Origin of the sequence: Shimia sp. R9_3, from assembly GCF_017743755.1 — a bacterium.
In the GTDB taxonomy this organism is placed as follows: Bacteria; Pseudomonadota; Alphaproteobacteria; order Rhodobacterales; family Rhodobacteraceae; genus Shimia.
The window spans coordinates 358227-372040 of the sequence record NZ_JAGHRP010000004.1 but is presented as its reverse complement, the minus strand read 5'-3'; the positions used below and the strand labels follow the sequence as shown (position 1 = coordinate 372040).

Sequence of the window (13814 nt, the reverse complement as noted above, 5' to 3'; positions counted from 1 at the left end):
TTGTGCCGCCTTTTTTGTTTTTGCTGGGTCAGGTCAGCGCGCGATGGCCCAGATCTTTGAATAAGCGCAGCAAGTAGCCATCCGGATTGGCGACGACAAATTGAAGATTGCCAGCCTCTGTTTCCCCAATGCGGTACCATTTCTCTTCCAGCGGCAGGTGCAGCGGATGGTTGGCTGATCTCAGATTGGCCAGGAGTGGGGCGACCTCCGGCACTTCTATCTGCACGTTCAGGCCGCGCCCGAAAGGATATTCTGTGGGGAGATGGCCTTCATCAAAACTGCGCCCAAGGCCAACCTGATCCAGCATCAGCTCAGCCTCGCCAAGTTTGAGGTAGGCAAACCCCTCTTCCGGGCGGTCATAGACGCAATCAAAGCCCAAGAGATCGCAATAAAAGGCTTTGGACTTGGCACAGTTGGTCACTGCGAATTCAGGGACAAGTGCGTTGGCCATCGGTAGTTACCGCCCAAACAGCAGCCGCAGGCCCAGCGCGCTGAGGACCAGTGCGGCCACGCGGTCGAGGTGGGTTTTGGCACGCAGGTAAGCGTTGCGGGCGGTGGTGGTGCTCATGCCAAAGGTCAGAAGGCTATAAAAGATCAGCTCGATGATCAGGTGGTTGGCAAAGATCGCGCCCTTTTGCGCCAGCGTCATGTTGGGCGGGAAGATCACCACGAGGACCGCAGCCGCAAAAAGCACGGATTTCGGGTTCATCAGATTGATCATCAGTCCTTGCAGGAAGGCATGGCGGGCGGGTTTGACCTCTGAAGGCGCGAGCGGCTCCCGTGCGCCTCTCCACATGCCATAAGCGATGTAGAGCAGATACAGAGCGCCGAGCGTTTTCACGGCGACATAGGCCCAGGGGAAGGCGGTGAAGACGATTTCCAGCCCCATCAGCGCGGCAAGTGTCCAGAGGGCGGCGACAAGGCCGAGCCCTGCGCCTACAGCAAGGCCCGCGCGGCGGCCTGCAGTGAGGGTGGTTTTCACAGAGACCAGAAAGGCCGGGCCGGGGCTGGCGATGGCCGCGGCCAGTGCGATGTTGAAGGCGAGGATGTGGGCGAGGTCCATGTGCGTCTCCAGTGGTATGAGGGCACGGTAGGGGCGCGCGGTCGCGCTGTCACTCATTTCACGGGTGTGAAGGGGATGGCTGATGCTTTGTGAGTGGTTTTTGGGCGTTGGTGAGCCGTTAGCGCGGCTAGTCGTTTTGGCTTGCGGAGAGGCGTTTGCCCAACACGGCGACCAATGCGGCTGCGATGAGAAGAAAGACCGTGCCGCCTATCCAAGCGATGGGGGTGGCGTAGATCTCTGCCACCGCGCCTGCGAGGATCAGGCCCAGAGCCCCGCCAAGCTGCTGCATCAGGGATTTCAGGGACAGCATTGTGGAGCGTTGGGTGTCCTGTACGCAGCTGTGCAGAATGCTGCTGGCGGGGGTCTCAGACACGCCGAGGATCACGGAATAGAGGATGAACACCGCCATAAAGCCGAAGATGCCGCCTTGCAGGGCCACTGCGATCTGAAGGCCTGCCAGACCGGCAAAAGCGGCTGTCAGAGTCTTGGCGTGCTTTCGTTTGAACATGCGATTGATGCGTGGCGAGAGCGATGCGCCAAAGGCGATGGAGAAGAAATAGGTGGCAGTCACAATGCCGATGATGGTGTTGGCGTGGGGTTCCTGCAGCATGGGCTTGGCGTGGGTGGGCCAGAGCACCTCAACCGGATTGGTCGCCATGAGGAAAAACGCGAGAGCGGCCAGAAGGAGCGACAGCGCGGGGTGTTTTAGGGCGAGAAGGCCCGCGTCTTTGATCACCAGAGGGACCGTTGTAAAGCCCTGTTTCAGAGCTTGTGCGTTTAGCGGGCGCGGCGCTTCGGCGATGAAGATTAGGGTGTAGACGAACACACCCAGCATCACGGACAAGCTTGTCAGATAAGAGACATCATAGGCGCTGAGACCCACGCGCGCGGCCGTCGCGCCAAAGAGATCCGGCAAGAGGCCGCCCAGCACGGCGCCGATTGCCAGCCCCATTGCGTTGGCCCATTGCGCCTTGGCCAGCGCAGGTTGCACATCGACATTTGGCGCGGTGGCTTTGAAGGTTTCAACAAACCAAGCGTCGAGCGTGCCGGACCGCAGGGCGCGCCCGAAGCCGATAAAGGCAAAGGAAAGCCCGAGCACGTAGAAATCGCTTGTGGAGAGAAAGAGGGCGAGGGAGGTCACGCTGGCAAGGACGGCGGCCAGAAAGACCGGCTTGCGCCCGATGGTGTCGGCCAAACCGCCAAAGGGGAGTTCCATTGCCATGGTCGTGAGGGAGTAGACCCCGAAGAGCAGCGAAATCTGGAAGAGATCCATGCCGCGATCGCTCAGCGCCAGAGCGACAACCGCAACGGTGAGCCCCATCGCAAAACGGTCCAGAAACTGGTGGATCTGAAACACCCGTATGTGCCGCCGCGCAGGAGGGGGAAGTGCGGTGAAGGAGAACTCGGTTTCGGTTGCCATGGTTGTAGATTTGGCGATCTCGGCAACTGAGGCAAGAGTTTGGTGGGGGGAGAGTGGTGTATTCGAGTAAAGTGTTTGGTGGTGGTTTTGGGGGCAACGTCGGAAAAGAGCTCGCCTTTGCCGAAGATGTTACGTGCAACAACTGACCAATCTTTTGGGGCTGCCATCAATATGGCAATATCAAACTGTTTTTTGCATGCGATTCTGGAGGTATTTATCAGGTCGTCTCCGTGGAATGACGTGATTAGATTTTATGGTATAGCCATATGTACTAGCGTAACTGCGTTTCAAAGTTTTTGTTATTGAGCGAAATGCGAAGCCGAAGATCACTTATTAGATCAGTCTTCATTGTTGAGAGGCCCTCAAAGCAAGCGGAAAGCGATGATCAGCGTCTCACATGGTTGAAACTATTCGAGGCTTCTTGGAAGCCTATCGCTGCAATTGCCGTGCCGATTGCAGTAGCCGTTTCTCCTGCAATTTACAAATACTACACCTTCGACCGGGGCGTAGATGGCATAATCGCGGAACAGGCCCTGCAGATATTGCGTAGCGACCCAGATTTCGATGAAAACTCTGAGATTTCAGATGCCGAGAAAGGCGTACGAGACTGGGCAATTAGTGTTATTGAGAGGTATTCACAGACAGAGTTTCCAGAGGATGCACGAAAATTACTGCGAGAGGTCGCCACTCCAGTTTTTCAAATCCAAGCGGCCACAAACAGGAGAATCGAGCGTATCATCGTTGGCGGAGAGCCCAATGTCCCATTTGAGGAGTTGCGGAAGTACCACTTGAGTTTAGGTTGGCGGGATGTCGGGGCACACTATTTTGTGACTACAAATGGCGAAGTTCTTGAAGGGCGTTCAACTGATTTGATTCCAGCCTTTGCGAAGGACTTCAATTCGGGCGCTTTGGCTATCGGTATTGCGTGCAGTTCGTGGACCAACATCGAAAACCGACCGGCCGGGGATTGTAACTTCACTGAAGATCAGATTCAATCTGCAGGTTCGTTGATCTCTCATTTGGCTGATCAGTTTGGTCTCGGTCCAAATGCGGTTAAGCTCCGTAGCCAGCTTCGCGAGATGACGCCGCTGGTAGATCCGATATTTCATAAACTTGTACCCAAATGATTGTTGCCTCATCGCCTAAGCTGTGGCCTGGTCTCACGTCCCAAAACCCCCCCCAACCCTACGGCTCGCGAAACGCCTCTTTGCTCTTATAAAGCGGCTTTAGCAGGTAGCGCAGGATGGTTTTGGAGCCGGTGTGCAGCTCTACGGTGGCGCGCATGCCGGGGCGGATTTCTATGGCTTTTTGGCGCTCGGTCAGGGCGTCGGCGTTCACGTTGACGGTCACGCGGTAAAACGGCGGGGCGGAGGGGTCGCGCTCGTCTTCAAAGGTGTCCGCAGAAATGAAATCGACCTTGCCCTTAAGCGTGCCATAGATTGTGTAGTCATAGGCGGTGAGCTTGATGGAGGCGTCTTGACCCGGCTCGACATTGGCGATGTTTTCCGGGCGCACGCGGGCCTCGACAAAGAGCTCTTCGCCAAGCGGGATGATCTCAAAAATTTCCTCACCCGGGCGGACAACGCCGCCGATGGTGGTGACGGCGAGATTGTTGACGATGCCGCGCATAGGGGCGGTGATCACGGTGCGGGAGAGCTGATCCTGCGCGAGGCGCATTTCCTGCCGCAGGGAGGTGATCTCTTTCAGGGTTTCGGAATATTCCTCCGCCAGCACCAGCTCGGCCTGCGTGAGGATGTCCATATAGCGGATCTCTGCCTCTGAAGCTTTTTCACGGGCCTTGTTGACCTCCAGCAGCGCGACAAACTCTTTCTTGTAGAGGTTCTCCATGTTGGAGAGCTCTTCCTGAGCCTGTTCAAGCTGGGTGAAGGCCCCTTCGCGGCGGCTGTCGATGTCGGTCTGGCGGGCGGCCAGAAGCGCCTGCTCGGATGACAGGATGCGCGGGGCGCGGGTGGCCAGCTCTTCGGGCACGTTAAATTCGAATTTGCCTTCGATTTCGGCCTCAAGACGCAGGCGGCGCAGCTCCAATGCGTCGATCTGGTCCTGCAGATCGTCAAAGGCGGAGCGGAAGCGGGTATCTGAGAGCGTGGCCAGCACCTGACCGGCCTCCACAAGGTCGCCCTGTTTGACGGCGAGGTCCGCGAGAATGCCGCCTTCGAGGTTTTGCACCGATTGGGAGCGGGAGGAGGAGACAACTTCGCCGTCCGCGCGCACGATCTCATCGACCCAGGCGAAGGCGGCCCAGAGCACAAACAGGCCCATGGCTATGGCGATCAGACGAATGGTGAGGCGGGAGGCGCGGAGCTGGTCATCGAGCCCGCTGTCATAGCCTGCGTCATTGTCATATCCGGTGGCGCTCATGTGCGGTCTCCGGCGGCGAGATGGGCGAGGACCTGTTCGCGGGGGCCATCCACCACAAGGCGGCCGTTTTGCAGGATTAGCGTGCGGGTGGAGAGCGACAGGATTGGTGTGCGGTGCGTGGCGATCAGGGCGGTGCGGCCATTGAGCCAAGTGGACAGGCGGCTGACTAGCGTGCGCTCCAGCGTTTGATCGAGCGCGGCGGTGGGCTCATCCAGCAGCACGATCTGCGGGTTCTGCAGCCAGAGGCGCGCCCAGCCGATGGACTGGCGTTGACCGATGGAGAGGCCTTCGCCGCCGTCGCGGATTTGCAGGTCGAGGCCTTGCGGGTGGTTGCGCAGGAAGGGGCCGAGGCCAGCGAAATCCAAAGCTTCCATCAGGCGGTCATCGTCACGCTCAAGCTGGGTCAGGTTGAGGTTGTCCCGCAGGCTGCCTGCAAAGAGGCGCACGTCCTGAGACAGGTAGCCGATGTTGCGGCGCAGGTCGCGCTGGTCGATCTGGCTCATATCGGTGCCATCCAGCAGCAGGCGGCCTTTGGTGGGGCCATAGAGGCCTGCCATGAGCTTCAGGAGCGTGGATTTGCCGGAGCCGTTGGCGCCGAGAATGGTGACGCGCTGGCCGGGTTTGATGACAACGCCGGGGACATCAAGTGTGGGCGCGCCGTCTTCGTCATAGGCAAAGGACAGCTCGCGCAGTTCGAACTGGCCGGAGAGTTTTTCGCGGCGGAGATATTTGCGTTCGCCGTCTTTCTCCTGCTCAGAAAGTGCAATGGCATCAAGGCTTTCCAGCGCGCCTTTCACGTTGGACCAGCGCGCAAGCGTGCCTGCAAATTGGGTGAGCGGCGCAAGGGTGCGCGAGGTCAGGATGCCGGTTGCGATGATGGTGCCGACAGTAAATTCACCGGCAAACACCAGATAGGTGCCGATCACGACGGTGGCGATATAGGTGGTTTGCTGCACGCCCTGAGACCAGTAGGTCAGGGCGGAGCTGAGGCGGCGCTGTTCGGCGGAAGAGTAAGAGGACACCGCGTTGAGTTCGTCCCAAAGACGCAGCACACGGTCCTCGCCGCGCTGGGTTTTCACGGTGTCAAGCTCGGTGATGACCTCCTGCAGCAGGCGGCCAACTTTGGCGGAGGCGCCTTGGGTTTCGCGGGACAGTGCGATCATGCGCTTTTGCAGGACATAGGCCGGAAGCACCATCAGCGCACCGCCGAGCATCAGCACCCAAACCAGATTGCCCGCGATGGAGGCGACCAGCGCGAGAAAGATCACGATGAAGGGCATGTCTGCCAGCACGGAGATCGTGGTGGAGGTGAAGAAATCGCGCACCGCACCAAAGTCGCGCATGGCGGCAAAGAGGCCGGAGGGTGGCAGGGGGCGGCGGTCTGAGCGCATGCCAAGCAGGCGTTTCATCAGGCGGTGCTGGATCGAGAGCTCCATGCGGCGGCCAGCGGCGTCGCTCATCTTGGCGCGCGCAAGCTTGAGGAGACCCTCAAGGCAGATGGCGAAGATCGCGCCAATGGCGAGCACCCAGAGCGTGGCCTGACTTTGATGCGGGATCACACGGTCATAGACCTGCAGGGAGAACAGGGCGACCGCGACGGCGAGCAGGTTGGCCACCAGAGAGCCCAGCATGATCTCGCCCATATGGCGGCGGTACTTGGTGAACTCGCCCCAGAACCAGTGACCCGACATGCCGTCCGCGATCTGCGGGATGTGCCGCTCCGCTAGTTGGCGCAGGGAGACTTTGGCGCGCAGAGCGATGCCCGAGAAGAACGGCGTAAACTCCGCAACCGGCACCTCGGCGCGGTTGTCAGGCTGGCTGTCGTCATAGACGGTCAGCGTGTCTTCTTCTTGGGAGAGCACCAGCACGGCCTGACCGTTGGTCATCATGGCGATGGCGGGCCAGGCGGCGGGGCCGGGCGCAAGCTTGCTGTGGACTTTGGGCTCGACACCGGCTTGTGCCAGCGCATTGGCGAGCGCTTTCACAGAGACATCGCCGGGGGCGGAGGTCCACATGTGTTCGGCGACATCGGTGACGGGCACCTCAGAGCCGTTGAGCGCGGCCAGCGTGGAGATCAGCGTGGCGCGGTGTTGGATGCGGTTGGCGGTGGCCTCCACCAGATCATGGATCGCGTCGCCGGGTTTTGCGGCCTCAGCGGCAGGGGCGGATTGGGCCGCGGAAATCGTGCTGACCTTGGGCGGGTGGGTCTGGTTGGCCTGACCGGCCTGATTGGCGGGCTGCGTTGGTTTGATGGAGGCGATGGAGGCGATGGAGAGCACCGTTGGCGCCTTGCCTTTGGGGGTATCCGCGGTCAAATCGCGTCTCCATCCGCCAGCAGCCCAAGATCACGGGCCAGCTCCAGCTGCGCAAGAAGGCGGTCATATTTGGCGTCAACGCGGTCCAGATCGCGCAGCACGGATTGTTCGTAGACGTCCACGACCTCCAGCACCGAGCGCTGACCGGCGCGGAACTGCGCCTCAAAAAGCTTGTAAGTTTTGCGCCCTTCCTGAGCGAGGTTTTGCGCCTCGGCCTCTTGACGGGAGAGGCTCTGAATATTGCTTTCCAGCCGTTTGCGGAGACGGTCGCCGTCTTCACGGGCTTCATCCACCTGACGGGCGGCGATGTCTTTGGAGGCTTCGATGGCTTTGAGGCGCGCACCGGTGCCCAGACCCAAGCCCACGTCATTGCCGACATTCAGGCTGCCGCTGCTGCCATCGGTGGTGAGGCTGGCCCCGGCGGTCAGGCCCGGAAGTTGGCGGGCGCGCTCAACCGTGGCCAGCGCGACGGCGCGGTCTGCTTCGGCGCGGGCTTTGACCACTTCAAGCGGTTCCACCGCCGGGTAGGCCTGATTGGGCAAGGGGGCCGCGGGCGTGAGCGCAAAGCGCGTGCCGGTCATCGCCTGCAATTCGCTGATTGCGGTGGCGGCGTCTTCGCGGGCGGTGTCGTTGCGGGTGTCCAAGGTCTGGATCTTGGTGCGCACCATGCGCAGGTCGCCTTTGTTAGAGACACCACCGTCGATGCGGCCCTGCACAATCCGTTCAAAATGCTTGAGCTGTTTAAGGCCACCTGCGCCGACTTCGGCCCGTTCCTGACCGCGCAGCCCTCTGATGTAGAGCGCCAGTGCGGTGAAGCTGCGCTCATTGAGATCCTGAGACAGGGTGACGGCGGCGACTTCGACATCGGCGGCGGCATAGGCGCGCTCGGCCTTTTTGCGGCCATGGTCATAGAGCACCTGTTCCAGCACCAGACCGGCAATCACATCGCCCAGAGAGGTCAGGGAGATTTCCGGGCCAATCGTCGGAAGCCAGTTTTTGTCTTCCGCCTCGGCGCGCAGGCGGGCGGTTTGCAATTCGACCTCGGCAGCGCGACGCGAGGAGGCGAGGGCCACATCAGAAACTTCGCTCAAGGCGCTGTCGGCAGGCAGTACAGAGCGGCGCGCCAGCAATGTGTTGAGAATTTCGCTTTCGGCCTTGGCTTCATCCTGAGCAAAGCTGCTGCGTTTGCTGACCTCCGGCGTGGCGGCCGAAGCGGCGTCAGATGCTGGCTTTGGTTTCAGGAAAGACTCAGCTGAGTCAAGGTGTGGGACCGAGAACATGCAGCCGCTCAGAAGCGTGGCCCCAAGGAGCAGGGGCAGGGACTTATGATGCGTGCGGCAGGGCATGTCGCGTGCGTATAACCTTGAGCTGGAGGGAGAGAAAGGGCGGCAGGAGGCCGCCCTCGTGATCTGTTAGACGATGACGTTGATGTCCTGGTCCACCACAAGCGTCACGCCGTCATTGCCAACGGTGTAGACGTCATAGAGCTGACCGTCGATTGTCTCTGTCTGGTTGGTTTTGACCGCGCCATTGACCGTGATCTGGTCGGTGGTGTTGCCACCCCGGTCGATGCCACCATGGATGGTCAACGTATCTGATGTGTCTGACAAGTCCTTGATCTGCTGCTCCGTCAGGGTCAGCCGCGCCTGATCGGCGTAGTCCAGCTCGATCGCTTCGATGTTGAAGCCTCCCAAGGCGGCATGATCCAATGTGCCCGTGTTTGTGGCGTTGCCAGCAAGCACGATGAGTGTGTCGGATTCGTTGCCAGCACTGTCAGTGGAAGCGGCCACAAGATGGGTGCCATCAGGCGCGGCCGAGTTCAAGCGGAACAGGGTTTCAGTGCGGCTCAGATCAATCTCGGTGGTCGCTATATCGGTGCTGCTGCCATCGGTGTTCAGCGCGTGGATGTCGTAGGTTTGGGCCTCGGTATCCAGGACCAGAGAGGTCACATCCGAGCCTGAAAAGGTCACAGAATCCACGATTGGGTTGGTGATTTCTGTATCGATCGCGAATGTTGCGTTTGCCGTGGCGGTGTTGCCAGCGACATCGGTTACCGAGAGGTTGACGTCTGCCGTGTAGGTGCCTTCGGGCAAAGTGCCGGACGCGTAGGTCACCGACCAGTTGCCGGAGGCATCAGAGGTGACGGTCCGGGTGACAGGGGGGAGGTTGTCTCCGGGGCGGTCCACGGAAACAGTGACGGTTGCGTTAGGTTCGGTGGTGCCTTCCAGCACAACGCCGCCAAGCATCTGCGCAGCGTTCACGGGGTTTGCGAAGACGCCGGAGGAGATGTCCACGTTGATTGCGGTGGACGTGTCGATGCGCAGGGTGCCGGTGGACGAAGCGCTGTTGCCAGCGGCGTCGGTGGCGGTGACGGTGACCGCTGCGTCATATTCCCCTTGGCGCACATCGGAAGAAGTGAAGTTGGCTGTCCAGTTGCCGCTGCCGTCTGCGGTGACGGTGCGGGTGGCGTTCTCCAGTTTGACAACCACGGTGCTGCCGGCCTCAGCCGTGCCAGTCAGAGCAAAGCCGGAGGCGACCTCTGCGGCATTGGCGATGTCGTCGCCGCCGACCTGATTGCTGTCCAGACCCGCAGAGATCTGGGTATCGACAGCCACGGTTGTGGAAGAGGTGGTGCTGTTGCCAGCGGCATCGGTGGCGGTGGCGGTGACCAGGCTGTTGTAGGTGCCCTGCGGGATTTCCGCAGAGGTGAAGCTGGCCGTCCACGTGCCGTTTGCCGCGGCCGTGACGGTACGGGTGACACCTTCCATTGTGACCGCGACGGATGCGCCCGGATCTGCGGTGCCGGTGAGCGAGATGCCGCTCTGGACCTCGGCGGCATTGGCGGTGTTGTCGCCACCCAGCTGGCTGCTGTCAAAGGCGAGACCAATCTCAGTATCAACGCGCAGGCTTTCGGTGGTGGTGATGGTGTTGCCCGCCGCGTCTGTTGCGGAGACAGTCACTGTGCTGTCGTAGGTGCCGGAGCGGATTTCGCCAGCAGCAAAGTTGGCGGTCCAGTTGCCGCTGTTGTCTGCGGTGACAGTGCGGGTGACGCCTTCCAGTGTGACGGTTACGGATGCGCTTGCGTCGGCGGTGCCGGTGAGGGCGAAGCCAGAAGCCACTTCGGCGGCGTTGGCAATGTCATCCCCTCCGACCTGATTGTCGTTCAGGTCTGCGGAGATTTCCGTGTCCACTGCGATGGTTGAAGTGGTGGTTGTGCTGTTGCCCGCGGCATCGGTTGCGGTGAGGGTCACCGTGGCGTTGCCGGTGCCCGCCGTGATCGTGCTGGCCGCGAAGTTTGACGACCATGTGCCGTTCGCGCCGACGGTCACATTCTGGGTGACGCCACCAAAGGTGATGGCAAGTGCGCTGCCAGCTTCACCGGTGCCAGAAAGTACAACACCATCAGAGGCTTCTGCGGCGTTGATGATGTTGTCGCCTTCCACAGTGTTGAGGGCCACAGACGGGGCGATGGTGTCCACTTCCAGCTGGTCGGTCACGGTGGTGACATTGCCGCGCGCGTCGGTGGAGGTGATGGTGACAGCGGTGCTGTATTCGCCGGTGTTGATCTCGCCTGAGGCGAAGGTCACTGACCATGTGCCATCAGCCAGCACAGTGGTGCTGTGGGTGGTGCCGTCGATTTCGACGGTGAGGGCTGCGCCCGCTTCGCCAGTGCCGGAGATCACATGGCCGGAGCGGTGCTCGGCCTCATTGACGATGTCGCCGGTGGACACGGTGCCGTCCTGAACATCCACGTCAGGTGGTGTGGTGTCGATGTCGACCGAGGGGCCATCCAGATCATAGGTGGTGGCATCAGGCGCAACCACCGCAACGGTGCTGGCGTAGACGCCATCATCGGGTAGGGCAGCAGCGTCAAAGCTTGCGGAATAGGTGCCATCATCCCCGACCGTGGTGGTCACGGTTTCAGAGCCAATGGTGACGGTCACGGTCGAGCCTGCCTCACCGGTGCCGGTGATGGTGACGCTGTCATCTTCGGTGCCACCGACAATGCGTGAGACATCCGGGTCGTCCACGGTTGGGATGATCGGGCCGCCGTTGCCACCGCCATTGCCGCCACCGTCGATGGTGGAGGCTACAACGGCCGCACCGCCAACGCCGAGAAGGCCGGGGATAAAGCCTGCGACAGGGGCTACAAGCGGCGCAACAACCGGCTCGATGCGTTCCAGATCGAGGAAGGTCAGCTGATCATAGGCGCTCCACTTTTCGGACGTGGAGATTTCGGTGTATTGCGCAAAATACTGATCGACCACAGGCTCTCCGAGGTCGACCTGCTGGAAGGCGCCATTCTTGGAGATGAAGAGATCACGCTCTTCGCCTGCGACGGATTGGAAATAATTCTGAAGTGTGATGGTCTCGCCAGACGCCAGGTGGATCACCAGATCCTCACCCTGCTGCATGTAGCCTGCGATGTCATCAGAGGTGAGATTGAGAGAAACGTCCTTGGCTTGACCTAAAAAGATGACGCTATTGGCCTCTTCCGCAGTTTGCCCGCGAACGACAACCCCATCCGTCCCGCGGATGGCGTAACTCAGTGTACTCATATTTGTATTACCGCTCTAAGTTGATCGGGCTTTGGCCCTTGTTGGATTGCGGTGAGTATAGCTCATGACCTTCAATAATCTAGGGTTTTTCCACAATTTAAGGCGAATTCGGTGCAGTTTTTCCACAGGGTGTTGCGGATTTATTTGCGGGAAACCTGTTGAGCTTTAACGCTTATTTAGGGGTTTGTTCTAGAGGGGCGCTCGTTTGGGTGCCGAAAGGGTCGATTGCACATCTCTGGGGGTGAATGGGTGTGTCTCATGGTTGCTTTGAGGTTTTCTAAATCTTCCTTAGGGTGAAATCACTGCCAGTATTGCGGATTTGTGTTCAGCGAAAAGGTGAGTCCTTGAGGAGCGGAAGTGCCGTGTTGATCGCGAAAACGTGATCTCGGGGCGGGGTGCTTGCGCGTTGGGTGGCGAATTGTGGCTTAAGTTGACTTTAGGTAAGCGGAAAACCGCCTATGTCGTTTTTGATGCACGCGTAAGCCTGGGTGAAATTTTGGTAAGTATCAGAAAACAAATCTATAAAGTCAGAATGTCTGGCATTTAAACTGTTAATGGAAGGTCTAAATGCGAATTTCGATGTGGGAAAGCGACAGAATTTCACTCGTTAACGACCTAAGCATCCCCGATTGCTAAAATTTTATCGAATACTGGATTTGCAAAGCCAGATGACCGGGCGTAGACGCCCCACCGCATCAGGGCTGCGTGCCCGAAAGCACTGTGGCGCGGGATGGCGTTCAGATGCGTTTTCACGTGGTTTTGAAGCACAGCATGACGGCTGGCGATCCCAATGGGGAGATCGTTGGCCAAGCTCTCGCACAAAAAGCCCTTGGGAATGCCCAAAGGGATCTATGGAGAAGAACAATGGTTGGATTGAAACAATCCGTATGGATCGCCCCGGCGGCGATGATTGCAGGCAGCGTGGCGATGACCTCCGCAGCACAAGCAGAAGATGGCTTCAGCTTCTACGGCCGTCTGGGTGGCGCGATCACCAGCGTCGATGACGGTGTGGATTCCCAAAGCGAATTCAGCGACAACTCCAACTCGTCCAGCCGCGTTGGCGCATGGTACGAGCGTGGCGTTGCTGGCGGCACTCTGAAGTTCAACGTTGAGGCCTCCCTGGGTCTGCGCGGCACCGACGAAGTGAGCCAAGCAGGCACCCCAGACTTCCTGTACTGGGACCGCAACGACATCCGTAAGTTCGAAGCGATCTACGAAACCGATCGTTTCGGCACTTTCTACATCGGTGAAGGTTCTTCCTCCTCCGACGGCACCGCAAGCGCGGGTGACGTTGCAGGCACCGACATCGCGGGTGGCGTGTTTGTGGCCGATACCGCAGGTGGCTATCAGTTCCGCACCAGCGCAGGCGCTCTGTCCGGCGTGAGCATCGGTGACGTGTTTGACGGTCTGGACGGTGGCCGTCTGGGTCGTATCCGTTACGACGCACCAACCTTCAACGGTTTCACTGTGTCTGCATCCGCAGGTACCGAAATCCTGGAGCCAAACGTTGACCGTGAGTACTACGACCTCGCTGTTTACTACAACAACACCCTTGGCGACTATGACGTTGCGGGTGGCCTGTCCTACTCTCAAACCGGCAACACTGACAACGACGCAGACGCGGTCGTTGGCTCCGTTGGCGCACTGCACACCCCAACCGGTCTGAGCGCAAGCGTTGCTTACGGCACCGCTGACTTTGACAACAACGGTGCAGGCGGCCAGCCTGACGCAGACTATGTCTATGTGAAGCTTGGTCTGCAGCGCGACTGGTTCTCCATCGGCCGCACCTACCTGTCCGTTGACGCATACCGCGGCAACGACTTCGCATCCGCAGGTGACGAGAGCACCGCATACGGTATCGAAGCGGTTCAGGACATCGACAACTCCAACATGAAAGTGTTCGCGAGCTACCACCAGCACCAGTACGAAGCGACTGGCGCGTCTTTCCAAGACGTTGACGCATTCCTGGTTGGCGCGCGCTGGAGCTTCTAATTTCTGAAGTCTTTCAGAAATGAGCCTTGAAAGGTGGTCGGAATTTCCGGCCGCCTTTTTCTTATATTGATTGTCCAATTGCGGGA

At 59.6% G+C, this 13814-nt stretch carries 9 protein-coding genes; 2 read left to right on the top strand and 7 right to left on the bottom strand.

Annotated features, from left to right (window positions below; all coding sequences use genetic code 11):
* Positions 1-28: 28 nt before the first annotated feature.
* The 3 genes from J7412_RS13135 to J7412_RS13125 all read right to left on the bottom strand — a co-directional run bounded on the left by J7412_RS13135 (position 29) and on the right by J7412_RS13125 (position 2483).
* On the bottom strand, positions 29-451 hold the full coding sequence (locus J7412_RS13135; protein ID WP_209079040.1) for a VOC family protein: 423 nt from the start codon (positions 449-451) through the stop codon (positions 29-31).
* Positions 452-457: 6 nt separating this feature from the next.
* Entirely contained in the window at positions 458-1063 is a 606-nt protein-coding gene (locus J7412_RS13130; protein WP_209079039.1) for a LysE family transporter, read from the bottom strand.
* 127 nt (positions 1064-1190) lie between these two features.
* The gene (locus tag J7412_RS13125) at positions 1191-2483 is read right to left on the bottom strand and encodes an MFS transporter (RefSeq protein WP_209079038.1); all 1293 of its coding nucleotides are present in this window, start codon (positions 2481-2483) and stop codon (positions 1191-1193) included.
* 401 nt (positions 2484-2884) lie between these two features.
* On the opposite strand from J7412_RS13125, the gene J7412_RS13120 reads away from it, so the two are divergent.
* Entirely contained in the window at positions 2885-3610 is a 726-nt protein-coding gene (locus J7412_RS13120) for an N-acetylmuramoyl-L-alanine amidase (RefSeq protein WP_209079037.1), read from the top strand.
* 58 nt (positions 3611-3668) lie between these two features.
* Here J7412_RS13120 and J7412_RS13115 read toward each other — a convergent pair whose 3' ends face one another.
* The 4 genes from J7412_RS13115 to J7412_RS13100 all read right to left on the bottom strand — a co-directional run bounded on the left by J7412_RS13115 (position 3669) and on the right by J7412_RS13100 (position 11736).
* Positions 3669-4862 carry an HlyD family type I secretion periplasmic adaptor subunit gene (locus J7412_RS13115; protein ID WP_209079036.1) on the bottom strand — a complete coding sequence of 398 codons (1194 nt, stop codon included), beginning with the start codon at positions 4860-4862 and terminating at the stop codon, positions 3669-3671.
* Positions 4859-7177: a type I secretion system permease/ATPase gene (locus tag J7412_RS13110; RefSeq protein ID WP_247743917.1), complete on the bottom strand. Its 2319-nt coding sequence runs from the start codon at positions 7175-7177 to the stop codon at positions 4859-4861. The genes J7412_RS13115 and J7412_RS13110 overlap by 4 nt, the downstream gene beginning before the upstream one ends.
* A complete protein-coding gene (locus J7412_RS13105; protein WP_247743916.1) occupies positions 7174-8457 on the bottom strand; it encodes a TolC family protein in 1284 nt (427 codons plus the stop codon). Before J7412_RS13105 ends, J7412_RS13110 begins: the two co-directional genes overlap by 4 nt.
* A 132-nt stretch (positions 8458-8589) precedes the next feature.
* Positions 8590-11736: an Ig-like domain-containing protein gene (locus J7412_RS13100; protein ID WP_209079034.1), complete on the bottom strand. Its 3147-nt coding sequence runs from the start codon at positions 11734-11736 to the stop codon at positions 8590-8592.
* A gap of 864 nt (positions 11737-12600) precedes the next feature.
* Between J7412_RS13100 and J7412_RS13095 the strand changes: the two genes are divergently transcribed.
* The gene (locus J7412_RS13095; protein WP_209079033.1) at positions 12601-13728 is read left to right on the top strand and encodes a porin; all 1128 of its coding nucleotides are present in this window, start codon (positions 12601-12603) and stop codon (positions 13726-13728) included.
* Positions 13729-13814 lie beyond the last annotated feature (86 nt).